Below are 22,535 nucleotides of genomic sequence, written 5' to 3' on the forward strand. Positions count from 1 at the left end.
TCAGATTTCTTCGCGGGAACCCTTCCCACTTGCTGCGCCCTTTGCTCTGATGACCGGCGAACCGTAGGGAGAACCAGGCCCCGTGAGGTCAGGAGGAGCGGTGGAGTACAACCTTGCCGACCTGTTCGAGTCGGTCGTCGACGTGGCGGCCGACCGCGAGGCGCTCGTGTACGTCGACCATCCGGGCACGGGTGCGGAACGCCGGCTGACCTACGCGGAGCTGGACGCCGCCGCCAATCGCATCGGCCACCACCTCCTGGACAGCGGGCTGCGCCCCGGCGAGCATCTCGGCCTGCACCTGTACAACGGCGTCGAGTACCTGCAGACGGTGCTGGGCTGTCTGAAGGCCCGGATCGTGCCGGTCAACGTCAACTACCGCTATGTGGAAGAGGAGTTGGTCTATCTCTACCGGGACGCGGACCTGGTCGCGCTCGTCTTCGACGCGGAGTTCACGGACCGGGTGGCGGCGGCGCTGCCGCAGACGCCGGCGTTGCAGCACCTCGTCCGGGTGGGGCCGGCGGGCGACGGCATCACCTCCTTCGCGGAGGCCGAGGCGAGCGGTTCCGCCGAGCGCGACTTCCCGGCCCGCTCGGGCGACGACCAGTTCATCATCTACACCGGGGGCACGACCGGCCTGCCCAAGGGGGTGATGTGGCGTCAGGAGGACCTGTTCTTCTCGGGGTTGGGGGGCGGCTCGCCGACCGGGGAACCGGTGAAGAAGCCGGAGGAGATCGCCGAGCGGGTCGCGGCCGGCGGTACGGGGATCACCTTCTTCCCCACGCCCCCGCTGATGCACGGCACGTCCACGCTCACCTCCTTCATCGGCTTCAACTTCGGCCAACGCGTGGTGATCCACCGCAAGTTCGTGCCCGAGGAGGTGCTCAGGACGATCGAGAAGGAGAAGGTCACCAGCATCTCCCTGGTGGGCGACGCGATGCTGCGGCCGTTGATCGACGCACTCGAGGGTCCCCTGCGGGGCACGGACTGCTCGTCGGTGTTCAGCGTGTCCTCGTCCGGGGCGATCATGTCGGACACGGTCCGCCGCCAGTTCCGGGCGCTGATGCCGAACGCGATGCTGCTGAACAACTTCGGCTCCTCGGAGTCCGGCTTCAACGGCACGGCGACGGAGGACTCCGGACCGGAGCGCGGCTTCCGCGTCCGGGTCAACTCCCGTACGCAGGTCGTCGATCCGGCCACGTACGAGCCGGTCGCGCCGGGCGAGGTCGGCCGGGTCGCCCAGCACGGCCATGTGCCCCTCGGCTACTACAACGACCCGGTGAAAACGGCCGAGACCTTCTTCGAGAAGGACGGCGAGCGCTGGGTGCTGCTCGGCGACATGGCGACCGTCGACGAGGACGGCGTGGTCGTCGTCCTCGGGCGGGGCTCGCAGTGCATCAACACCGGGGGCGAGAAGGTGTACCCCGAGGAGGTCGAGCAGGCCCTGAAGTCCCATCCGGACGTGTACGACGCCCTGGTGGCCGGGGTGCCGGACCCGACGTGGGGCAACCATGTGGCGGCCGTGGTGCAGGTGCGGGCGGGCGCCCCGCTGCCGTCTCTGGAGGACATCCAGAGTCACTGCCGTACCCGGCTCGCCGGTTACAAGGTCCCGCGCCAGCTGGTGCTCACCGAGTCCATCCGCCGCTCGCCCAGCGGCAAGGCCGACTACCGCTGGGCGCGGGAGGTGGCCACCGCGGAGAGCGGCTGACCCGCCTCCAGGAAGGCGACGGTACGGCGGACGAACCACTCCGGGTCGTCCAGCCACGGGTGGTGGGCGGCCCCGGGCTGCACGGCGAGCTCCGCGTCGGGGAAGGCGTCGGCGACGAGCCGGGCGACCTCGGGCCGGGGCCCGCCGTCCACCTCGCCGGCCAGCACGAGGACCGGGACGGTCACGTCCGCGAGGGCGGTGCGCAGGGCCGCTGGATCGAAGGCGGCCGGGTCGAGGAAGAGCCCCTCCGCCTCGATGTTGGTCTGCTCGTCGGCGGCGGCGTCGAGGGCCCGGGCGGTGTCGTCCCACCGGCCGAAGAAGAAGGCGCCGACGAGCGCCCAGTCGGGATCGCCCTCACCCGTGAGCCACGCCTCGAACGCCGGGAAGGCCGTCGCGAACCACGGCTCGTGCGCGCGCAGCCGGGCCGCCTCCAGCCGCTCCTCGGCCGTGGCCGGCCGGCCCAGGGCCCACGGGGTGGCGGTGATCAGCGCCAGCCGGGAGACGCGGTCCGGGTACCGTGCCGCATACAGCATGGCCAGGCTGCCGCCCGCCGAGTGGGCAAGGACGTCGATCCGTTCCAGCCCCAGCTGGACGCGCAGCGCCTCGACGTCGTCGACCTGCCGGTCGCAACGGTAGGTCGCCGGGTCCGCCGGGACCGCGGAGTCACCGGTGCCGCGCAGGTCGAGGAGGATCAGCCGGCGGTGAGCGGTGAGACCGCCGAGGTCGCCGAGGTAGGCGGAGGCCCGCATGGGACCGCCGGGCAGGACGACGAGCGGCTCGCCCTCGCCCCGCACGTGGTAGGCGAGTTCGGTCCCGTCGGAGGCGGTGAAGGTCGGCATGCCCTGATCCTCACCGCGGTCCGCGCCCGTCCGCAACGGAGTTCTCCTCGGCGAGAGGTCCGAACCGGTCCCGCAGCTCTCGCTTGAGGATCTTGCCGCTGGCGTTGCGTGGCAGTTCGTCCACGAAGAGCACGCGTTTGGGGGCCTTGAAGTGCGGGAGCTTCTCGCGGGCGTGGGCGATGAGCTGGTCCTCGGTGACCTCGCCACGGGGGACGACCACGGCCGTGACCGCCTCGATCCACTTCTCGTCGGGCAGGCCGATCACTGCGGCCTCGGCGACGGCGTCGTGGGTGTACAGCGCGTCCTCGACCTGGCGTGAGGGGATCAGTACGCCACCGGAGTTGATGACGTCCTTCACCCGGTCGACGATCGTGAAGTAGCCGTGGGCGTCGCGGACGGCGAGGTCGCCGGAGTGGAACCAGCCGTCGCGGAAGGCCTCGGCGGTCTCCTCGGGCTTGTCCCAGTAGCCCTCGCACAACTGCGGGGACCGGTAGACGATCTCACCGGGTGTGCCGTCGGGGACGTCCGCGCCGTCGTCGTCGACGACCCGGGCGTCCACGAACAGGACCGTGCGCCCGCAGGAGTCCATGCGGCCCTTGTGCTCGTCGGGGGCGAGGACGGTGGCGAGCGGGCCGATCTCGCTCTGGCCGAAGCAGTTGTAGAAACCCAGCTTGGGCAGGCGCTCGCGCAGCCGCTCCAGGACGGGCACCGGCATGATCGACGCGCCGTAGTACGCCTTGCGCAGCCCGCTCAGGTCACGGTCGGCGAAGTCGGGGCGGTTCGCCAGCGCGATCCACACCGTCGGCGGGGCGAAGAGGCTGTCGACGCGGTCCGCCTCGATGAGATCGAAGAGGCGGTCGCCGTCGGGTGCGTCCAGCACGATGTTGGTGGCCCCGACCGCGAGGTACGGCAGCAGGAAGACGTGCATCTGCGCCGAGTGGTAGAGCGGGAGGGAGTGCGCCGGACGGTCGCCGGCGCTCAGGTCGAGGGCGGCGATGGCACTGAGGTACTCGTGCACCAGGGCGCGGTGGGTCATCATCGCGCCCTTGGGCAGGGCCGTCGTGCCCGAGGTGTAGAGGAGTTGCACCAGGTCCTCGGCGCGCGGCTCGGGGCCGTCGTACGCGGGGGTCACGGGCAGTCGGGAGAGGAGCGAGTCGTCGGCGTCGCGCAGCGCCAACCGCCGTACTCCGTCGGGGAGTCGCCCGGCCAGGTCCGGGTCGGTGAGGACCAGTGCGCTGCCCGACTGGCCGACGATGTACGTCAGGTCGTCGCCGGTGAGGTTCTGGTTGACGGGGACGTGGACCAGGCCGGCGCGGGCGCAGGCCAGGAACGCGATGAGATAGGCGTCGGAGTTGTGGCCGTAGGCGGCGACCCGGTCGCCGGGGGCGAGCCCCTCGCCGAGCAGGACGCCCGCCGCCCGCGAGACGGCCTCGTCGAGTTCCTCGTAGGTCCAGGTGCGGTCGTGGTACTCGACCGCCACGCGTGCCGGGGTGCGGCGGGCGCTGCGCCGCAGCACCCCGTCGACCGTACTGCCATGTCCGGGCCTCATGCCTCATGATCCTCGGGGGGCGGCCCGGGCAGGTCAAGTCGCGGGCCCGCCCCCGAGGGGTCACGCCACCGCGCCCGCCACTCCCGTCCGGCCGTCGGGCACCCCGACGACGCTGACGATCGTCTGCTCACGGATGCTCTCGCCGAGGACGGCTGCCACCGCGTCGGCCGTGGCGCCGATCAGGCGGGCCGGGGCGTCCGGCACCTGGGGCAGGTGGTAGGCGGCCTCGCGCATGCTGAGGGTGAGCTGCGGGGCGACCTTGTCGGTGGGCAGGCCGCCGATGCCACGCCGGTGACGCGGGATGCCGATGAGGTCGACGCCGACGAGGCCGCGCAGCCGATCCCCGTAGACGGAGCCGACGGCGTCGGCCAGGGCGCCGATCAGTTTCGCCTCGACGGTCCCGTCGAGGGCGTCCTCGCTGATGTGGACGGTGTAGTGCGGCATGCGGATCTCCGTTTCGCGCGGTGCGTACCATGACGGTCGGTTCAACTAGCGGAACAAAGTAGCTTTGACATCAAAGGTAACGCGAGGAGTGCCGGATGTCCATGTCCAGCGCCACAGGTGACGACGCCACCGGCGCCGACGCCGACGACACCGGTGTCGAGGCGAGCGTTCGCGAGCTGCTGCTGCTCATGCCGCGACTCGTGGGCAGGGCGAAGCGGATCCCCGTGCCCGAGGCGCTGCGGGCCTTCTCGCTGGCCCCGCGTCATCTCTCCCTGCTGGCGTACCTGCTCCTCGACGGACCGATGACGGTCAACGAACTGGCCGCACGCCTGGAGGTCGCCCCGACCACGGTGAGCCTGCTGATCGGCGACCTCAACCGGAAGGGCGTTCTGGAGCGCCGCGAGGACGAGCGAGACCGCCGCCGCCGGATCGTCGCCATCGCGGACGCCCATGAACCCGCGATCTCCGCCTGGCTCGCCCCGGGCGCGGCGGCCTGGCGCCGGGCCCTGGCCCCGCTGACGCCCCATCAGCGAAGGCTGTTCGTGGACACGTTGCTCGCCTACGAGGCGGAGGTCGACGCGGAACGGGAGTGAACCGCCGGGAATGTCCCCTCGGCGAAATGCTTCTCATGCTCCTGCGCGCTCCCGTGCGCCCCCCTGCAGAAAGGATTCACGGTAAACGACACCCGTGCGGAGTGGGCAGAACATGACTCAGGCGCCAAGTCAGTGCAACGTCCATTGATTTTCGAGTGCTGTATGAGGCAGGGGGTATTCAATGAGCAACGCTGTGCCTGAACGGGAATGCGCATGGAGGGTGGGTACTGCGCCAGGCATATTCCCATTCCTCGGCCACGGTATCGCCTTGTACCGTCGCCCGTTGGCATTTCTGAATTCTTTGCCCGCGCATGGAGATCTGGTCGAGATTCGACTGGGCCCCCAGCGCGCCTGGATGGTGTGCCACCCGGAGTTGGTCCACCGGCTGCTCGGGGACTCGCGCACCTTCGACAAGGGGGGCCCGCTCTTCGACCGGCTCCGCCTGCTGATGGGCAACGGCGTCGTCACGAGCCGCCACCAGGAACACCGGTGTCAGCGCAGGCTGCTGCAACCCGCCTTCATCCCGTCCCGCCTCCCCGATCAGACGGAGCTGATGGCCGAGGAGGCCGAGGCGGTGTGCCGCGACTGGCAGGCCGGGCAGGAGGTCGACGTCAGCGCGGCCATGATGGCCCTGTCGACACGGATCATCAGCCGTGTCCTGTTCTCCGACTCGCTCGACGCCGCGACGGCCGCCGAGGTGCGGCGCTGTCTCGCGGACATCGTCCGCGGGCTGTTCGTCCGCACCGTCGTGCCGGTCGACGCCCTGTTCCGCGTTCCCTCGCCCGCGAACCGTCGCTACCGTCGGGCGGTCGGGCGCGTGCACGCGATCATCGACGCCGCCATCGCCGAGCGCCGCCGGGGCGCCCCCCGCGACGACCTGCTGGGGACCCTGCTGGCGGCCACCCGCGCCACCGGCTCAGACACGGCGATCACCGAGCAGGAAGTCCACGATCACCTCGTCTCGCTCCTGCTGGCCGGCTCCGAGAGCACCGCCCTGTGTCTGGCCTCCGCGTTCAGCCTCCTGGCACAGCATCCGCAGGCGGAGCGGGGTCTGCACGCCGACATCGACGCCGTGCTCGCCGAACGGCAGCGGCCGGGGCCCGACGACCTGCCGCGCCTCGTGCACGCCCGATGCGTCATCACCGAGACGCTGCGCCACTCGCCGCCCGGCTGGCTCTTCACGCGCATCACCACCAAGGAGACCGAACTCGCCGGCCTGCGCCTCCCTCAGGGAGCCACCCTCGTGTACAGCCCCTACCTGCTGCACCACGATCCCGCGTGGTTCCCCGATCCCGATCGGTTCCTCCCTGAGCGCTGGTCGCCGGGGCGGGCCGCCACCGCGACGCACCATGCGATGCTCCCGTTCGCCACGGGCAGCCGCAAATGCATCGCCGACGCCTTCGCCATGACGGAGACCACAGTGGCCCTCGTCACCGTCGCCGCCCGCTGGCGCCTGACCCATCTGCCCGGCCCCGTCGCACCCCCGCGTCCCGGGGCGACGCTGGGGCCGAGGTCTCTGGTGATGATCTGCGAACCGCGCGCACGCGTGCCGATCGGCACGTCGCCCCACCCGGGTTCCTGCACCCGCCGGGAAACCGCTGCACACCCCGTACAGGATTCCCGAAGGGCCGGTGACAGCGGTGTCGACCACGCATGAGGAAGCCACGCTCGCCCCCCAAGAGGAAATGCGGGCCGCCAGCCTGAAAGAGCTGATCGACGACCACCTCTACATGCCGTACCCGTTCCTGCGGAATCGCCATGAATCCGAGGCGGTCGCCGGAGTCGACGCATGGCTGCGCAAGTGGGGCCTGACCGACGAACCGGAAGTGGCGGCGATGATCGGCTACACCCGGCCCGCCCAACTCGCGTCCTACAACAGCCCGACCGTGGACTCCGGCATCCTCCAGATCGTGGCCGACCAGATCGCCTATCAATTCGTCTTCGACGACCGGGCGGAGGAAATCGGGCGGCAGTCCCCGGCGCTGCTGCTGCCCATGCTGTGCGAGAGCATCGCAATCCTGCGGGACGGCGAACCACCCCGCACCCCGCTGGGGGCGGCCCTGGCCGATCTCCACCGGCGGGTACGCGCGCGGTGCACCCCCGCCCAGGCCGAGCGGTGGGCCTGGAAGAGCCGCGAGTACGTGCACGGCCTGCTGTACGAGGCGGTGGCGCAGGCGCATCCGTTCCCGGTGGGCATGGGACTGTGCAACTCGATCCGTTCGCTGACCGCGGGGGTCGAGCCCTTCTACCCCCTGTACGAGGCCGCGCACGGCGGTGAACTGGCCCCCGAGGAAATCGATCACCCCGTGCTGCGGCGTCTGCGGCGCCTGTCGGTCGACGCGGCGGTGTGGACGGCCGACCTCTTCTCGGCCGTGAAGGAGCAGCAGGCAGGCGAGATGATCAATCTGGCCCTCGCCCATCAGCGCACGCACCAGTGCTCCCTGCCGGCGGCCGTCATGCTGGCCATCCGGCAGATCAACGGCACGATCAGGGAGTTCGAGAGGCTCTGCGAGGAGATCCACCCGGAGTTGAGCCCCGCCGGGGTCTGCTACGTGAACGGCATGATCGGCTGGATCCGTGGGTGTTACCACTGGTCCCGCTCGGTGCCGCGCTACGCGGACACCTCGGTCGCGCCCGGACATCCGTGTGTGCCATCCGAAACCGCCTACCCAGCAGGAAGGGCTACCTAACCGACCCGGCGAAGGATTCACCCTTCTCGGTCATCCTCGCACCCTAACGCCGTCACCGGTTGTGCACCAGGCGCGTACGCTCAGTGCTGTCCTCCGAGGAACAACGACAGGAAGCGGTAGGGCACATGGCGTATGGGTCGTGGCAGCCGATCACCGAACCCCGCCCGTTGGTCGAGCGCCACCGGGAACTCCAGGCGCTCGACTCCGCGTTGTCGGGCCTCGGCCGCGCCGTCGAAGGGGTGCCGCGGGCGCAGCCCGGCGGACTGCTCGCCTTCACCGGTGCAGCCGGGCTGGGGAAGACCGCGCTCATGGCCGAAGCGCGCACACGAGCCGCGGCGCACGGATTCACGGTGCTCTCCGGGCGGGGCGGCGAGACGGAACAGGAGCTGGCGTTCCGCGTGGTGCGCCAGCTCGCCCAGCCCACGCTGGCTGCGATGGACGAGACACAACGCCGTGCATTCCTGGGGAGCTGGTACGACATCGTCGCCGCCGCGCTCGGTCTGGAGGCGACGGACACCGCCCACACACCGGACCCGACCGGAGTGCGTGACGGTCTCGACTGGGTCATGACCCGGCTCACCGTGTCGAAGGCTCCCGTGGTCCTGCTCCTGGACGACCTGCACTGGGCCGATGTCGAGTCCCTCAACTGGCTCGCGTCCTTCGCGCCACGGGCCGCGGACCTGCCGCTCCTGATCATCGTCGCCTACCGGCCGCACGAACTGCCGCCCGAGGCGACCGCCTTCCGCGCTCTCGTCGCACACCACGGGAACCGCCCGTGCGCCCTGAAGCCGCTGACCGCCGCCGGCGTGGCCCGCATCGTCAGGAGCGAAGTGGGGGACGGCGCCGAGGACGACTTCTGCGACGAGTGCTGGACGGTGACCGGCGGGAGCCCCTTCGAGGCCGTCGAACTCGCCATCGGACTCGGCGAACGCAATCTGAAGGGCACCCAGGACGACCTGCCCGCGATGCGGGACGTCGCCTCGGCGGTCAAGGGCCCGGGACTGATCGCACGTCTGCAGAAGCTCGGCACGACCACCGTCCGCTTCGCGCACGCCGCAGCCGTGCTGGGTGCGCCGTTCTCACCGGAGCTCGCCGCCAGCATCGCGGTGATCGGCAGCGAGGCCGCCACCGAGGCGATCGGGAGCCTGCGTGCCGCCCGGATCGTGGCCGAGGGCCACGGACCCGGCGGGGGCCTCGACTTCGTTCACCCACTGATCGCGACGACGATCTACCGGTCCATCCAGCCCGCCTTCCGGGTCGGCCTGCACAACGCCGCCGCGCTGACCGTCCGTGCGGCGGGTTTCGGTCCCGCCGAGGCCGCACGGCACCTGCTGGAGGTTCCGTGCGAGGGCAGGCCCGAGGTGGTCGAATGCCTCCGCGAGGCCGCCCGTGAGTGCCTGCGGGCCGGCTCCCCGGAGGCCGCCCGGCGCATGCTGGCCCGAGCGCTGCAGGAGCCCCCGCTCCCGGAGGACCGTGCCGCGCTCCTGCACGAGCTGGCGGGCTCGACGTTTCTGATCGAACCGACGGCCACGGTCGCCCATCTCCGGGAGGCGCGGGCGGAACGCGAGGTCGATCCCGGCCTGCGCGCCTCCATCGTCTACCGGCTGACACAGGCGCTGGCCCACACCGACCAGTTGGCCGAGGCCGCGGCCGTCGCCGACGACGAGGCACGGCAGACCACCCACCCGCGCGTTCGACTGCGCATGCAGGCCGATCACTTCGTCTGGAGCTCGTTCCGCACGGACGAGCCCGACGCGCCCACCCGCTCACGCCGGTTGGCGCGGCTGGCCGAGCGGCTGCCTGGCCGGGGCCTGGAGGAACGGTACATCCTGGGGCTGCGGGCCTGGGACGGGATGCTGCGCGGCGAGCCCCGGCAGACCGTCCTGGCGACCGCCGAGGAAGCCCTGCGGGGCGGACTGAGCTGGACCGACGAGAACCGGGGTTTCGAGGTGCCCGTCTCGGTCGCCCTCGTGTTCATGTACTGCGACCAGCCACGACGGGCCGAGGAACTGTTCACCACGGGCATGGCCGAGTGCGAGACGAAAGGCTGGCGCGGCTCCCACCTCGCCGTCGGGCAGACCCTCTACGGCTATATCCGCTACCGTCGCGGCTGCCTGACCGACGCGGAGGAGCTGGCTCGGGAGGGACTGCGCACCGCCGACAAGGTCGAGGGGGCGGTGCCCGCCCAGTGGTTCGCCATCGGCATCCTCATCCAGACTCTGCTGGCCCGTGGCCGCACCGCCGACGCGCGGGAAATCGCGGACGAGTACCACTACGGCGAGGTGGTCCCGAACGCCGTCATCTACCCCGATCCCCGCACGGTGTACGCCGAGCTGCTCATGGCGGAGGGGCGGAACACCGAGGCGGAGCACCTCTTGTCCGCCGTCGGGGAGTGGCTGGAGGGGCGGGCCTGGCGCAATCCCGCCTGGTGTCGCTGGCAGCTGAACCTGGCGCACGCCGTCGCCTCCACCGACCCCGATCGGGCGCTCTCGCTCGCCCGGGACGCCGTGAAGCGGGCCCGGGACTTCGGTGCGGCCTCCGTGATCGGGCAGGCGCTCCACGTGGAGGCGGAGGTGACCGCCGGACCGGCGGCGCAGGACCTGCACGCTCAGGCCGTGGAACACCTGGAACAGTCGCCCGCCTCATACGAGCTGGCCCGTGCGCTGGTCGGTCACGGCGCCGCCCTGTCCCGCAACGGCCGGTTGCAGGAGGCCGCGAACCGGCTCTACCAGGGCCTGGAGAGCGCCGTGCACTGCGGCGCCGAGACGCTGGCCGCCCGCGCCAGGGAGGAGCTCTCCGCAGCCGGACTGCGACCGCTCCCCCTGCGCTACGGGCAGACCGACACGCTCACCGCTCAGGAACGCCGGACCGCCGAACTGACGGTCCAGGGGCACCCGGTTTCCGTGGTGGCGAAGGAACTGCGCCTCACCGAACAGGGCGTACGGCAGTTGCTCTCCTCCGTCTACCGGAAGATCGGCACCGACGCCACCGATCTCCCCGGAGCGCTGGACGCCTTTCCCCGAGTCCGCCCCTGACCGGCCTCACACGGGCCGCTCCCGCCCCTCCCAGTACGGCTCCCGCAGCCGCCGCTTGTACAGCTTGCCGTTGGGATCGCGGGGCATCTCGGCGATGAAGTCGACGGACTTGGGGCGCTTGTAGCCGGCGAGGCGGTCGGCACAGTGGTCGAGGAGCGTGGTGGCGAGGTCGGGGCCGGGCTCGTGCCCGGGGGCCGGTTCGACGACCGCCTTGACCTCCTCGCCCCAGTCGTCGTGCGGGATGCCGAACGCGGCCGCGTCGGCGACGGCGGGGTGGGCGAGCAGCGCGGACTCGATCTCGGCGGGGTAGATGTTGACGCCGCCCGAGATGATCAGGTCGATCTTGCGGTCCCGGAGGAACAGGTAGCCGTCCTCGTCGAGCACGCCGAGGTCGCCGACGGTGAAGAAGTCGCCGATGCGGTTCTTGCGCGTCTTGTCCTCGTCCTTGTGGTAGGCGAAGCCGCCGGTCGTCATCTTCATGTACACGGTGCCGAGTTCGCCCGGCGGGAGGCGGTTGCCGTCGTCGTCGAAGATCGCCAACTCGCTGATGGGCCAGGGCTTTCCGACCGTGCCGGGCTTCTTCAGCCAGTCCTCGGCCGTCGCGAAGGCGCCGCCGCCCTCGCTGGCCGCGTAGTACTCCTCCACGCAGGCGCCCCACCAGTCGATCATCGCCCGTTTCACATGGTCCGGGCAGGGCGCGGCGCCGTGGATGGCGTGCCGCATGGATGAGACGTCGTACCGCGTGCGCACGTCCTGCGGGAGGGCCAGCAGGCGGTGGAACTGGGTCGGGACCATGTGGGTGTGGGTGCAGCGCCGGGCGTCGATGAGGCGGAGCATCTCCTCGGGCGTCCACTTGTCCATCAGGACCAGACGATGGCCGATGTGCAGGGACGCGCCCGCGAACTGGAGCACCGCCGTGTGGTAGAGCGGCGAGCAGACGAGGTGGACGTTGTCGTCGAACGGTCTGACGCCGAAGATGCCGAGGAAGCCTCCGAGGTACGCCTCCTCGGGCAGCTTGCCAGGGAGCGGGCGCCGGATGCCGCGCGGGCGTCCGGTCGTGCCCGAGGTGTAGTTCATGACCCAGCCGAGGGTGCGGTCGGCGGGCGCCGACTCCGGCTGCCCGTCGAGGAGTTCGGCGTACGGCCGGAAGCCCTCGAACTTCCCTACGGCGTACCGGTGGCCGGCGGGCAGGCCGGCCTCGTCGGCGGCGCGGGACGCCTGGTCCCCGTAACGCTCGTGTGCGAGCAGCACCTTGGCGCCGGAGTCGGAGACGATCCAGGCGATCTCGGGGCCGACGAGGTGGTGGTTGACGGGGACGAGGTAGAAGCCGGCCTGGGTGGCGGCCAGGTAGGCGGTGAGGAACTCGGCCGAGTTGGGCAGGACGACGGCGAAGGCGTCGCCGCGCTGCATCCCCGCCGCGCGCAGGCCGTGCACGAGCCGGTTGGCGGCGGCGTGCAGACGTCCCGCGGTCCACTCCTGACCGTCGGGCGCGATCAGGACGATGCGGTCGGGGTCGGCGGTGGCCTGGGCCCAGAAGCCCGCGGGGGGTGTGCCGGTCACTGGCCGCTCCTTCCGGCGATGCGGTTGACATGGTCCACGGCCTGCTCGAAGCCGCGGGTGAGGTCGTCGAAGACGGCCTGGACGCTGCGGACGTCGTTCATCCGGCCGACGATCTGGCCGACGGGCGTGCCGAGCAGCGGGTCGACCTCGTACTTCTGGATCCGGGAGACCGCTTCGGCGACGAGGAGGCCCTGGAGGGGCATGGGCAGGGTGCCGGGTCCGTGCGGGTCGTCCCAGGCGTCGGTCCATTCGGTACGCAGCTGGCGTGCGGGTTTGCCGGTGAGGGCGCGGGAGCGGACCGTGTCGCCGGAGCCGGCCGCGAGGAGCTTGCGGGTGAGGGCGGGCGAGTGCAGATCGGCCTCGGCGGTCGTCAGCCACAGCGACCCCAGCCACACGCCCTGGGCCCCGAGGGCGAGGGCGGCGGCGATCTGCCGTCCGCTGCCGATGCCGCCGGCGGCGAGGACGGGCAGCGGGGCGACCGCGTCGACGGCCTCCGGGGTGAGCACCATCGAGGCGATCTCACCCGTGTGCCCGCCGGCCTCGTACCCCTGCGCCACGACGACGTCGATGCCCGCCTCCTTGTGCTTGAGCGCGTGCCGGGCGCTCCCGGCGAGCGCGGCGACGAGGACGCCCTGCTCATGGGCGCGGGCGACCACGTCGGGGGGCGGGGAGCCGAGGGCGTTGGCCAGCAGCCGGATCGGATAGTCGAAGGCGACGTCGAGCTGGCTGCGGGCGACCTGCTCCATCCACCCGGTGATCCGCCACCCCGACGCCTCGCCCTCGGCCAGTTCGGGCACCCCGTACTTGGCGAGGGTGTCCCGCACGAACTGCCGGTGGCTGTCGGGGATCATCGCTTCGACATCGGCCTCGGTGACGCCTTCGACCTTCTTCGCGGGCATCACGACGTCGAGCCCGTACGGCAGTCCGTCGACGTGCGCCTCGATCCAGTCGAGGTCGCGTTTGAGGTCGTCGGGGGCGGTGTAGCGGACCGCGCCGAGCACGCCGAAGCCGCCCGCGCGGCTGATGGCCGCGGCGACGGCGGGGAACGGCGTGAAGCCGAAGACGGCGTGCTCGACTCCCAGTTGCTTGCTCAGCTCCGTCTGCATGGGCGCAGGATGCCGCAGTCCTCCGGACGACGGAAGAGTTTTTCTGATACACCGTCAGATTCTTGGATTCGGGAACCCTCCATGAGCGCTGGGCAGCCGCTCCTGAGGTCGCCGGCCCTGTCCTAGTCCGCCGGGGCCTCCAGGACGGCCATCGCCGCGTTGTGGCCCGGCACCCCGCTCACCCCTCCCCCGCGCACCGCGCCGGCCCCGCACAGCAGGACGTTCGCGTGCCGGGTCGCCACGCCCCAGCGGCCGGCGCCCTCCCGGGCGTACGGCCAGGCGAGGTCGCGGTGGAAGATGTTGCCGCCGGGCAGTCCGAGGTCGCGCTCCAGGTCCAGCGGGGTCCGCGCCTCGATGCAGGGGCGGCCGTCGGCGTCGGTGGCGAGGCAGTCGGCGAGGGGTTCGGCGAGGTGGGCGTCGAGCTGGGCGAGGGTGGCCTTGAGGAGTTCCTCGCGGGCGGCGTCGTTGTCGCGTTCGAAGAGCCGGGCGGGTGTGTGCAGGCCGAAGAGGGTCAGCGTCTGGTACCCCTGCGCCACGAGGTCCGGCCCGAGGATGCTCGGGTCGGTCAGCGAGTGGCAGTAGATCTCGGAGGGCGGGGCGGCGGGCAGGTCACCGGCGGCGGCCTGGGCGTGGGCGGTGGCGAGCTGCTCGTATCCCTCGGCGATGTGGAAGGTGCCGGCGAACGCCTCACGCGGGTCGACGGCGCTGTCGCGCAGCCTGGGCAGCCGCTTGAGCAGCATGTTCACCTTGAGCTGGGCGCCCTCGGCGGGGGCCGGCGGTGCGTCCGCGGTGAGGGCCGCGAGCGCTTGCGGTGAGGCGTTGACCAGGACGTGCCGGGCGGCGGCGACGCCCTCGCCGTCGGCCGTGCGGTAGACGACCTCCGCCGTACGGCCGTCCGTGGCGATCCGGACGGCCTCGTGGCCGGTGGCGAGGACGGCGCCCGCGTCCCGAGCGGCGTCGGCGAGGGCGTCGGTCAGGGCGCCCATGCCGCCGACGGGGACGTCCCAGGCGCCCGTGCCGCCGCCGATCACGTGGTAGAGGAAGCAGCGGTTCTGCTTGAGCGAGGGGTCGTGGGCGTCGGCGAAGGTGCCGATGAGGGCGTCGGTGAGGACGACGCCCCGGACCAGGTCGTCCGCGAAGCGCTCCTCGACGGCGACGCCGAGGGGCTCCTCGAAGAGGATCCGCCAGGCCTCCTCGTCGTCGACGCGCCGGCGCAGTTCGTCCCGGGTGGGCAGCGGTTCGGTGAGCGTGGGGAACACCCGCTGGGCGACGCGCCCGGTCATGCCGTAGAAACGCTCCCAGGCCGCGTACTCGCGCTCGCCGCCCGTCAGCCGCGCGAACGCCTCACGGGTGCGTGCCTCGCCGCCGCCGACCAGCAGTCCGGTCGGCCGCCCGCCGCGCTCCACGGGGGTGTACGAGGAGATCGTGCGGCTCTGGACGCGAAAACGCAGCCCCAGGTCCCGCACGATCTTCTGCGGAAGAAGGCTGACCAGGTACGAGTAGCGCGAGAGACGGGCGTCCACGCCGGTGAAGGGGCGGGTGGAGACGGCGGCGCCCCCGGTGTGGTCCAGCCGCTCCAGGAGCAGCACGGACCGGCCGGCCCGGGCCAGGTAGGCGGCGGCGACCAGGCCGTTGTGTCCGCCTCCGACGATGACGGCGTCGTAGGAGCGGTGTCCCTCGAGTCCTTCGTGTCCTTCGTGTCCCTCGTGTGCAGGCATGCTTCTTCGTAACACGAGCCGATCAAGGTCGGCCAGAGGTGGTCGGGCGGAGCCGGTCACGGTCGGCGGAGGCGGACCGCGAGGAAGGTCGGCGTCCGGTGGGTCTTGTCGTACCTGCGGGAGTCGACCGCCCGCCCCTCCTCCGTGGCCCGCGGCTCGACCAGCTCCTCCAGCGCGTACCCCGCGCCGAGCAGCTCCCCGAGGAACGTCTCCAGGGTCATCCGCCGGTAGCTGAGGGCGTACTCGGCGCCGAAGGGCAGGGCGACGCGGTCCTCCGTGAAGTAGGAGCCTCCGAAGTACTGCCAGTCGCCGGTGGGGTGGGTGGTGGACACGAGCAGCGTGCCGCCCGGCCGCAGGACGCGGCGGAGCTCGGCGAGCAGCTGCTCCCGGGCCTCGACGTGGTGGTAGACGAGCGCCAGCACCGCGAGGTCGAAGGCCCCGTCGGGCAGGAAGGCGAGCGGCTCCTCCAGGTCGTGCCGGTGCAGGGTCGCGCGGTCGCCGTCGCCGAGCCGTTCCCGCGCCGCGCGCAGCAGGCTCGCGCTGCCGTCCACGCCGACGACCGTGGCCGCGCCCCGCCCCAGCAGCTCGGCGGCGTAGTGGCCCGCCCCGCAGCCGAGGTCCAGCACGCGCAGCCCCCGGACGTCACCGGCGAGCCGCAGCATGGCCGGACGGTCGGTGTAGCTGTTGTAGACGCTCTTCGCGACATGGGCGGCGAACTCCTCGCCCATGTCGCCGTGGTACGCGGTCTCGGCTTCCATACGATCATGATGACCTCAAGTACGGTGAAACGCACCCATGATGGACTCGAGGGGGAGCCCATGATCGTCGAGCCCGGTCCCGAACTCCGTCAGACGGCCGCGCTGTTGCTCAACCGACGGGGTCAGTACCTCCTCCACCTGCGCGACGCGCACAAGCCGATCCACGATCCGGGGACCTGGTCGCTGCCCGGCGGCGCCGGCGAGGGCGACGAGACGCCCGAGGAGGCCATCGCGCGCGAGCTGCTGGAGGAGACGGGGCTCGTCCTCGACGGGCTCACCCGGTACACGGTCGTCGACGACACCATCCAGGTCTTCCTGGGCGGTTGGGACGGCGATCCCGCGCGGCTGCCCGTCACCGAGGGCATCATGTTCGCCTTCTTCGACGCGGCGACCACCGCGCACCTGACGATGGCGCCGTGGGCCGCGGACGTCCTCGCCCGGCACCGGGCCGACCCCGTCGCTCCCCCGCCGCAGCCGCCCGCACGGCAGACCGTGCTGAACGCCGTCGGCGTCCACCTGCATCTGGAACGCGACGGCAAGGTCCTTCTCGGCCTGCGCCACCCCGACTCGCCGTTCGCGCCCCTCAGGCATCACTTCCTGGCGGGCCACTGCGAGCAGGAGTCCGCCGTCGCCTGTCTGATCCGGGAGGCCCGGGAGGAGGCCGGCCTGGAGATCGCGGCGGAGGACGTCGAACTGGTGCATGTCGTGCACGTCGTCGACTCTCCCGGCACTCGGCCACGCCTCCAGCTCGTCTTCCGCGCCCGGCGCTGGCAGGGCGAGCCACGACTCCTCGAGCCGGACAAGTGCCTCGGCTGGGCCTGGTGGCCCGCGGACGCGCTGCCGGAGCCGATGGTGCCGTACGCGCGGGCGGCGATCACGGGGCTCCGCGAGGGACGGCTCTACACGGAACTGGGCTGGGACAGCCCTTAGGAGGATCTACGCGCCGCCGGCCGCTCGGTGGCGGCGCAGGACCGCGACCCTTCGGTAGAGCTCGACCGCCTCCTGGCCGCGGCCGAGCTGTTCCAGGCAGTGGGCCTCGTCGCTGCGGCCGGCGAGGGTGTCGGGATGGTCGGGGCCGAGGACGCGCTCACGGGCCGCGGCCACCCGCCGGTATTCGGCCAGGGCGTCGGCCCAGCGGCCCAGCCAGCCCAGGCCGACGGCGACCTCGCGGCGGCTGACCAGCGTGTCGGGGTGGTCGGCGCCCAGGACGCGCTCGCGGATCGCGCACACGTCCCGGGACTCGGCGAGGGCCTCCTCCCAACGGCCCAGACGGCCGAGGTTGACGCCGAGACCGTGGCGGGCCCGCAGCGTCTCGGGGTGCGCCGGGCCGTGCACGCGGGTGCGGTCGTCGACGAGGTCGCGATAGAGCTGGAGGGCCTCCGCGCTGCGGCCGAGGCGGCCCAGGCTGATGCCGGTCTCGTAACGGGCGGCGAGGGTGTCGGGGTGGTCGGGGCCGAGCGCCTGCGCGCGGGCCGCGGCGACCTCTCGGTAGGTCTGCAGCGCTTCCGGCCAGCGGCCCAACTGGCCCAGCGCGTAGGCCACTTCGTAGCGGGTGACGAGGGTGTCGGGGTGGTTGGGGCCCAGCACGCGGGCGCGGGCGGCGGCCACCTCGCCCGCCATCCGGTACGACTCCTCCAGACGGCCCAGCCTGCTGAGGTTGAAGGCGAGGTTGTGGCGGCAGCGCAGGGTGTCGGGATGGTCGGCGCCCCCCGTGCGCACCCGGGCGGCCAGGACGGACGTGTACACCTGGTGGGCGTCGAAGTGACGGCCCAACTGGCCGAGCACGAAGGCCATTTCCTGGCGGGTGGCGAGCGTGTCGGCGTGGTCGGCGCCCAGCACCCGGATGCGGGCGGCGGCCACGTGCTGGTACTCGCGCAGTGCGTCGTCGGCACGTCCGGTGCGGCTGAGGGTGAAGGCGACCTCGTAGCGGCTGGCGAGGGTCTCGGGGTGGTCGGGGCCGAGCAGGTGCGCGCGTTCGGCGGCGACGGCCCGGTGTGCCTCCCCGGCTTCGGCCCAGCGGCCGAGGCGGCCCAGGCTGAGGCCGGCGTTGTGCCGTCCGGCGAGCACGGTGAGCGCCTGCGGGGACGGGGTGTCCGGCGCGGGCGGAGCGGGGACCGCGCCGAGGACCGGGCGGGGGATCCACTCGCCGGTCAGGGCCGCCCCGGCGTCCGGGGGTGCGACCCGCAGTCCGGCGCCGGTGGCCTTGTGGCCGGTGGTCATGCCCTGGGTCCAGGACGGCAGCCGAGGCTCGGGACTCGGGGGCTCGGGCGACCGCAGTTCGGGCTGCGGGGTGACCAGGGTCGGCACGTACGCCGGTGTGGTGCGGGCCGCGGCGATGCGCCGGACGATGTCGTGGGCGTCCTGGGGGCGTTGTTCGGGCCGTTTCGCCAGCAGGTCGAGGATGATCCGGTCGAGGTGGTCGGGCAGCTCGGGGCGGTGCTCGCGCGGGGGCCGGGGCGGGGTGTCCCGGTGGCCGACGAGGATCGCCCAGGGGTCGTCCAGGTCGAAGGGCGGGGCCCCGGTGGCGATCTCGTACAGCACGCAGCCCAGCGAGTAGAGGTCGCTGCGCTGGTCGACCTCCTCGCCGCCGATCTGCTCCGGTGACATGTAGTGCGGTGTGCCCATGGCGATGCCGGTGCCGGTGAGGCGGGAGGTGAAGCCGATGTCGTGGCCGAGGCGGGCGATGCCGAAGTCGCAGATCTTCACGGTGCCGTCGGTGAGCCGCACGATGTTCGCGGGTTTCAGGTCGCGGTGCACGATGCCCTGGCGGTGCGTGTAGGCGAGGGCGGCGGCGACCTGGTCGGCGATCTCCACGACGGCGGGGACGGGCAGCGGCCGGCGCTCGTTGTCGTCCAGCAGCCGGCACAGGTCGCTGCCGTCCAGGAGCTCCATGACGAGGAAGAGGACGCCGTCGCAGTCGCCGAAGTCGTGGACGACCGTCACCCCGCGATGCTGGAGGCCGGCGGCGACGCGGCCCTCGCGCCTGAACCGCTCGCGCAGGACGCGCCCGAAGGCCGGGTCGTGGTGCGGGCCGATCGGTTTGAGGCACTTCACGGCCACGTGCCGGCCGAGGGACTCGTCGCGGGCCCGCCACACCTCGCCCATGCCCCCGCGCCCGATCAGTTCGAGCAGCCGGTACCGGCCCTGGATCAGCCTGCTCTCCGCCATAGTGCGCCGCCCCGCCCCCGTTGCTTTCCGGCCCTCCCCTGGCTCGTCCAGTATGGCGGCCTATGGCTGGACTTTGCACGGTGCCGGGCGGGCTTCGGGGCCGAGCCTGGCCATGGCCCGCAGGATGTGCTTGGGCGGGAGTTGCCACCGCAGACGTGCGGGGACGCAGCGCAGCAGGGTGCCCGTGGCGCGCAACTCCCGGGTGACGGTGGCGGGTTGCGGGGCCGGTCTGCCGTACAGCTCGTGGGCGTACGGCGGCAGCGAGGCGTACGCCAGGTGCGCCACGCGCCGCCACAGCAGGGCGCGCGCCGGGACGAGCAGGGGGTGCGTCGGCGGTCGGAGCAGGAAGTCGTCCACCTCGCGCGCCTCCGGTCCGGCGGCGAGTTCGGGGCGCATCTTCTCGAAGTACGCGTCCATCTCGGCCCGGTCGGCGGGCACGGCGTCGGGGTCGAGGCCCACCAGGCGGGCGCTGACGCGGTGTTCGGCGAGGTAGCGGTCGGCGGCGGCGTCGGTGAGGGGGTAGCCGGAGCGGCGCAGGACGTGCAGGTAGGAGTCGATCTCGGCGCAGTGCACCCACAGCAGAAGCCCGGGTTCGTCGACGGCGTACCGTTCCCCGGTGTCCGGGTCGGTCGCAGACAGCATGCGGTGGATCCTGCGGACGCGGGCGCCGGCCTGCTCGGCGGCCTCGGCGGTGCCGTAGGTCGTGGTGCCGACGAAGCCGGCGGTGCGCATCAGCCGGCCCCAGGCGTCGCGCCGGAAGTCGGAGTTCTGCATGACTCCGCGCACGGCACGCGGGTGCAGGGCCTGGAGGTAGAGCGCGCGGATCCCGGCGACCCACATCATGGGGTCGCCGTGCAGCTGCCAGGTCACCGAGTGGGGGCCGAACAGCCCCGGGTCACCTCTCCCGACGCCCGTCATGCCCCCAGTGTGACCCGTCCTGCCCGCCTGAGGGCACCCCCTGGCCCGACGACCTGTGTGAGGTCTCCACCCGCTTGCCGGGCCATGCGGTGACGGGCCGGGCGAGACGTCCTTGTTCCGTAAGGGGTCCGGGCGTTCCGCGCGCGGCCTTTCGGCGGGTGGGATGGGGCCATGAAACAGCGCATCCTCCCGCCGGTGTTCCGGGGCAGACTCCATGACGCCCGCACGGCGACCTCTCTCGGGCGCTGGCTGGGTCTCGCGTTCGCGGTGTGCTTCGTCACCGGCCTGGTCAGTCACGTCATGCAGCATCCGCCGGGCTGGCTGGCCGACGACCTGCCGAGCCGCCCCTCGTGGGGTTACCGGTTCACCCAGGGCCTCCATGTCGCGTCCGGCATCGCCGCCGTTCCGCTGCTGGCGGCGAAGCTGTGGACGGTGTACCCCCGCCTGTTCGAGTGGCCGGTGCTGCGCTCGGTGCGGCACGCGCTGGAACGTCTGTCGGTCGCGGTGCTGGTGGCCGGCGCCGTCTTCGAGCTGGTCACCGGGCTGCTGAACACCGCTCAGTGGTATCCCTGGCCGTTCTCGTTCGTGCCGGTGCACTACGCGGTCGCCTGGCTGGTCGTCGGCGCGCTGGTGCTGCACGTCGCGGTCAAGGCTCCCGAGATCCGCGCGCACTGGAGTCGGCGGTCGCCGGGGACGCTGGCCCTGCCCGCCGAGGACGCGCCCGACCGCCGGTCGCTGCTGGCCGCGGTGGGCGCGGCGGTCGGAGCGGTCACCCTGACCACGGTGGGCCAGTCCTTCACCCCGCTGAAGGACCTCGACCTGCTCGCGCCTCGCCATCCCGACCACGGCCCCCAGTCGCTCCCGGTCAACCGCACCGCCGCGGCGGCCGGGGTCGCCCGTGTCACCGCCGAGAACTACCGCCTGGTGGTGTCGGGGCCCCGGCCGTACACGCTCACCCTGGACGAACTGCGCGCCCTGCCCCAGCGGGAGGTCGAGCTGCCCATCGCCTGTGTGGAGGGCTGGAGCAGGTCGGCTCGCTGGACCGGTGTGCGCGTGGCGGATCTGCTGGAGCGGGCCGGCGCCCCGCGGGACGCACGGGTGCGGGTGGTGTCGCTGCAGCTGCGGGGCGGTTACCGGGTCTCGGAAATGGGTCACGAGCACGCCCGTGACCCCCTCACCCTGCTCGCCCTGCGCCTCAACGGCGAGGAGCTGAGTCCCGACCACGGCTACCCGGCGCGCCTGATCGCCCCGAACCGTCCCGGCGTGCTGCAGACCAAGTGGGTCGGCCGACTGGAGGTGCCGGCATGAGGGCGAAGGCGCTGCGGGTGCTGATCGGCGCGGGCGGTCTCGCGCTCATGGGGGTGGGCGTGTCCCTGCTGCTGGGCGTGCGAGACCTGACGGACGTGCTGATCTGGCTGGGCGGCGCCGTGGTCCTGCACGACGCGTTGATCGCCCCGCTGGTCCTGCTCGTCGGGCTGGCGGTGGTCCGCGGCGGCGTGCGGGGTCCGGTCCGTGGGGGGCTGCTGGTCGCGGGCGCCCTGACGGCGGTCGCCCTGCCGGTGCTGCTGCGTCCGGGGCCCCGTGCCAACCCCTCGGTGCTGCCGCTGGACTACTCGCGCAACTGGCTGCTGCTGCTCGCGGCCGTGGCGACGGTGACGGCGCTGGCTCTCGCCGTGCGGGCGTACGGCCGCGGCCGGCGCAGGCCACCCTCTTGACCTACGGCGCCCGCCCACGCTCCGGGCGGCTTACGGATGTCTTACGCCCCTGCGGCCCGGGCCCGTGGGCACCGGGGGCCTTCGTAGGGTCGCCGGATGCGAACCCTTCGTACGACGGCTCTGGTGACCGCGTCTCCCCTGCTGCTCGCGGCGGCCGGTCTCCTCCACCCGCGCCGGCTGACGGCCATGACAGCCGGGCACTGGGCCGGCCTGCACATCGCCCTGCTGCCGGTCTTTCCTCTCCTCGTCCTCGGTCTGCTGGTGCCGCTGTGGGGCAGACCGCGCCGCGACGCCGACGGCGCGCTGACCGTGCTCGCCTGGGCCGGGTGCCTCTGCTACGCCGCCTACTACCTGGGACTCGACGCCGTGGCCGGGATATCCGCCGGCACGGTGGCCGCCCACGGCACGCACGGAGTGGTCGGGCGGCTCTTCGCGACCGGCGACGACCTGGGCCGCGTCGGGGTGTACGGGCTCGCCGTGGCCTCGCTCGCGACGTGCGCGGTGCTCGGGCGGCGGCACGGCGTGCGGGTGCTGCCGGGGGCCGTGGTCCTCCTGGGCGCGTGCTGGTCGTTCCTGGACAGCCACATCTTCTGGCCCCGGGGGGTGTTCACCATGCTCGGCTTCGCCGTGGCCTTCGCTCTGCTCACCGTGGCCACGTCACGGCCCGGGACGGAAAGGCTTACGAACCCCTGACGTCCCGCCGTGGCGCGGCCCACGGGCGCGTGTACGGCCGTACG

The 22,535-nt window shown here is 72.4% G+C and carries 18 protein-coding genes; 9 read left to right on the forward strand and 9 right to left on the reverse strand.

Features of this window, described 5'->3' with window-relative positions; genetic code table 11:
- Positions 1-100 precede the first annotated feature (100 nt).
- Positions 101-1,705: an acyl-CoA synthetase gene (locus tag ACIBAF_RS30765; RefSeq protein WP_399467402.1), complete on the forward strand. Its 1,605-nt coding sequence runs from the start codon at positions 101-103 to the stop codon at positions 1,703-1,705.
- Here ACIBAF_RS30765 and ACIBAF_RS30770 read toward each other — a convergent pair.
- The 3 genes from ACIBAF_RS30770 to ACIBAF_RS30780 are packed head-to-tail and all read right to left on the reverse strand — an operon-like array spanning position 1,663 to position 4,537.
- Positions 1,663-2,544: an alpha/beta fold hydrolase gene (locus tag ACIBAF_RS30770; protein WP_399467403.1), complete on the reverse strand. Its 882-nt coding sequence runs from the start codon at positions 2,542-2,544 to the stop codon at positions 1,663-1,665. The two genes, ACIBAF_RS30765 and ACIBAF_RS30770, sit on opposite strands and share 43 nt — an antisense overlap.
- 10 nt (positions 2,545-2,554) lie before the next feature.
- On the reverse strand, positions 2,555-4,093 hold the full coding sequence (locus ACIBAF_RS30775; RefSeq protein ID WP_399467404.1) for an acyl-CoA synthetase: 1,539 nt from the start codon (positions 4,091-4,093) through the stop codon (positions 2,555-2,557).
- Between the two features lie 60 nt (positions 4,094-4,153).
- A complete protein-coding gene (locus ACIBAF_RS30780) occupies positions 4,154-4,537 on the reverse strand; it encodes a hypothetical protein (protein ID WP_399467406.1) in 384 nt (127 codons plus the stop codon).
- Positions 4,538-4,638: 101 nt separating this feature from the next.
- On the opposite strand from ACIBAF_RS30780, the gene ACIBAF_RS30785 reads away from it, so the two are divergent.
- The 4 genes from ACIBAF_RS30785 to ACIBAF_RS30800 all read left to right on the forward strand — a co-directional run bounded on the left by ACIBAF_RS30785 (position 4,639) and on the right by ACIBAF_RS30800 (position 10,855).
- A complete protein-coding gene (locus ACIBAF_RS30785) occupies positions 4,639-5,130 on the forward strand; it encodes a MarR family transcriptional regulator (protein WP_399467407.1) in 492 nt (163 codons plus the stop codon).
- 181 nt (positions 5,131-5,311) lie between these two features.
- Positions 5,312-6,787: a cytochrome P450 gene (locus tag ACIBAF_RS30790; RefSeq protein WP_399467409.1), complete on the forward strand. Its 1,476-nt coding sequence runs from the start codon at positions 5,312-5,314 to the stop codon at positions 6,785-6,787.
- Positions 6,771-7,820 carry a (-)-alpha-amorphene synthase gene (locus ACIBAF_RS30795; RefSeq protein WP_399467411.1) on the forward strand — a complete coding sequence of 350 codons (1,050 nt, stop codon included), beginning with the start codon at positions 6,771-6,773 and terminating at the stop codon, positions 7,818-7,820. Before ACIBAF_RS30790 ends, ACIBAF_RS30795 begins: the two co-directional genes overlap by 17 nt.
- Before the next feature lie 125 nt (positions 7,821-7,945).
- Positions 7,946-10,855 (forward strand): ATP-binding protein, encoded by a 2,910-nt coding sequence (locus ACIBAF_RS30800; protein ID WP_399467413.1) that lies wholly within the window; start codon positions 7,946-7,948, stop codon positions 10,853-10,855.
- A 6-nt stretch (positions 10,856-10,861) separates the two neighbouring features.
- On the opposite strand, the gene ACIBAF_RS30805 is transcribed toward ACIBAF_RS30800, so the two are convergent.
- The 4 genes from ACIBAF_RS30805 to ACIBAF_RS30820 form a co-directional block, all read right to left on the reverse strand.
- Positions 10,862-12,415 (reverse strand): acyl-CoA synthetase, encoded by a 1,554-nt coding sequence (locus ACIBAF_RS30805; RefSeq protein ID WP_399467414.1) that lies wholly within the window; start codon positions 12,413-12,415, stop codon positions 10,862-10,864.
- Positions 12,412-13,521, reverse strand: coding sequence for an NAD(P)H-dependent flavin oxidoreductase (locus ACIBAF_RS30810; protein WP_399467415.1), 1,110 nt, complete (start codon positions 13,519-13,521; stop codon positions 12,412-12,414). Before ACIBAF_RS30810 ends, ACIBAF_RS30805 begins: the two co-directional genes overlap by 4 nt.
- A gap of 122 nt (positions 13,522-13,643) precedes the next feature.
- Positions 13,644-15,239, reverse strand: a complete 1,596-nt coding sequence (locus ACIBAF_RS30815) for a phytoene desaturase family protein (protein ID WP_399467416.1) — start codon at positions 15,237-15,239, stop codon at positions 13,644-13,646.
- A gap of 56 nt (positions 15,240-15,295) precedes the next feature.
- Positions 15,296-15,997, reverse strand: coding sequence for a methyltransferase domain-containing protein (locus ACIBAF_RS30820; protein WP_399467418.1), 702 nt, complete (start codon positions 15,995-15,997; stop codon positions 15,296-15,298).
- 60 nt (positions 15,998-16,057) lie between these two features.
- On the opposite strand from ACIBAF_RS30820, the gene ACIBAF_RS30825 reads away from it, so the two are divergent.
- On the forward strand, positions 16,058-16,927 hold the full coding sequence (locus tag ACIBAF_RS30825; RefSeq protein WP_399467419.1) for an NUDIX domain-containing protein: 870 nt from the start codon (positions 16,058-16,060) through the stop codon (positions 16,925-16,927).
- A 6-nt stretch (positions 16,928-16,933) separates the two neighbouring features.
- Here the strand turns inward: ACIBAF_RS30825 and ACIBAF_RS30830 are convergent, their stop codons facing one another.
- Positions 16,934-19,165 carry a tetratricopeptide repeat protein gene (locus tag ACIBAF_RS30830; protein WP_399467420.1) on the reverse strand — a complete coding sequence of 744 codons (2,232 nt, stop codon included), beginning with the start codon at positions 19,163-19,165 and terminating at the stop codon, positions 16,934-16,936.
- Positions 19,166-19,225: 60 nt separating this feature from the next.
- Entirely contained in the window at positions 19,226-20,083 is an 858-nt protein-coding gene (locus tag ACIBAF_RS30835) for an oxygenase MpaB family protein (RefSeq protein ID WP_399467421.1), read from the reverse strand.
- A 171-nt stretch (positions 20,084-20,254) separates the two neighbouring features.
- Here ACIBAF_RS30835 and ACIBAF_RS30840 point away from each other — a divergent pair, with 171 nt between their 5' ends.
- The 3 genes from ACIBAF_RS30840 to ACIBAF_RS30850 all read left to right on the forward strand — a co-directional run bounded on the left by ACIBAF_RS30840 (position 20,255) and on the right by ACIBAF_RS30850 (position 22,491).
- The gene (locus ACIBAF_RS30840) at positions 20,255-21,391 is read left to right on the forward strand and encodes a molybdopterin-dependent oxidoreductase (RefSeq protein ID WP_399467423.1); all 1,137 of its coding nucleotides are present in this window, start codon (positions 20,255-20,257) and stop codon (positions 21,389-21,391) included.
- A complete protein-coding gene (locus ACIBAF_RS30845) occupies positions 21,388-21,798 on the forward strand; it encodes a hypothetical protein (RefSeq protein WP_399467424.1) in 411 nt (136 codons plus the stop codon). The genes ACIBAF_RS30840 and ACIBAF_RS30845 overlap by 4 nt, the downstream gene beginning before the upstream one ends.
- A gap of 96 nt (positions 21,799-21,894) precedes the next feature.
- Entirely contained in the window at positions 21,895-22,491 is a 597-nt protein-coding gene (locus ACIBAF_RS30850) for a hypothetical protein (RefSeq protein WP_399467425.1), read from the forward strand.
- The last annotated feature ends 44 nt before the right edge of the window (positions 22,492-22,535 follow it).

The sequence above is a fragment of the Streptomyces sp. NPDC051677 genome, from assembly GCF_044453465.1.
Taxonomy (GTDB): domain Bacteria; phylum Actinomycetota; class Actinomycetes; order Streptomycetales; family Streptomycetaceae; genus Streptomyces.

What these genes read in the sequence shown, in the direction of transcription:
- ACIBAF_RS30830 (WP_399467420.1), bottom strand. Translation starts at nt 19,165, where the DNA reads ATGGCGGAGAGCAGGCTGATCCAGGGCCGGTACCGGCTGCTCGAACTG.
- ACIBAF_RS30785 (WP_399467407.1), top strand. Translation starts at nt 4,639, where the DNA reads ATGTCCAGCGCCACAGGTGACGACGCCACCGGCGCCGACGCCGACGAC.
- ACIBAF_RS30800 (WP_399467413.1), top strand. Translation starts at nt 7,946, where the DNA reads ATGGCGTATGGGTCGTGGCAGCCGATCACCGAACCCCGCCCGTTGGTC.
- ACIBAF_RS30775 (WP_399467404.1), bottom strand. Translation starts at nt 4,093, where the DNA reads ATGAGGCCCGGACATGGCAGTACGGTCGACGGGGTGCTGCGGCGCAGC.
- ACIBAF_RS30840 (WP_399467423.1), top strand. Translation starts at nt 20,255, where the DNA reads ATGAAACAGCGCATCCTCCCGCCGGTGTTCCGGGGCAGACTCCATGAC.
- ACIBAF_RS30825 (WP_399467419.1), top strand. Translation starts at nt 16,058, where the DNA reads ATGATCGTCGAGCCCGGTCCCGAACTCCGTCAGACGGCCGCGCTGTTG.
- ACIBAF_RS30850 (WP_399467425.1), top strand. Translation starts at nt 21,895, where the DNA reads ATGCGAACCCTTCGTACGACGGCTCTGGTGACCGCGTCTCCCCTGCTG.
- ACIBAF_RS30845 (WP_399467424.1), top strand. Translation starts at nt 21,388, where the DNA reads ATGAGGGCGAAGGCGCTGCGGGTGCTGATCGGCGCGGGCGGTCTCGCG.
- ACIBAF_RS30835 (WP_399467421.1), bottom strand. Translation starts at nt 20,083, where the DNA reads ATGACGGGCGTCGGGAGAGGTGACCCGGGGCTGTTCGGCCCCCACTCG.
- ACIBAF_RS30790 (WP_399467409.1), top strand. Translation starts at nt 5,312, where the DNA reads ATGAGCAACGCTGTGCCTGAACGGGAATGCGCATGGAGGGTGGGTACT.
- ACIBAF_RS30815 (WP_399467416.1), bottom strand. Translation starts at nt 15,239, where the DNA reads ATGCCTGCACACGAGGGACACGAAGGACACGAAGGACTCGAGGGACAC.
- ACIBAF_RS30770 (WP_399467403.1), bottom strand. Translation starts at nt 2,544, where the DNA reads ATGCCGACCTTCACCGCCTCCGACGGGACCGAACTCGCCTACCACGTG.
- ACIBAF_RS30810 (WP_399467415.1), bottom strand. Translation starts at nt 13,521, where the DNA reads ATGCAGACGGAGCTGAGCAAGCAACTGGGAGTCGAGCACGCCGTCTTC.
- ACIBAF_RS30780 (WP_399467406.1), bottom strand. Translation starts at nt 4,537, where the DNA reads ATGCCGCACTACACCGTCCACATCAGCGAGGACGCCCTCGACGGGACC.
- ACIBAF_RS30820 (WP_399467418.1), bottom strand. Translation starts at nt 15,997, where the DNA reads ATGGAAGCCGAGACCGCGTACCACGGCGACATGGGCGAGGAGTTCGCC.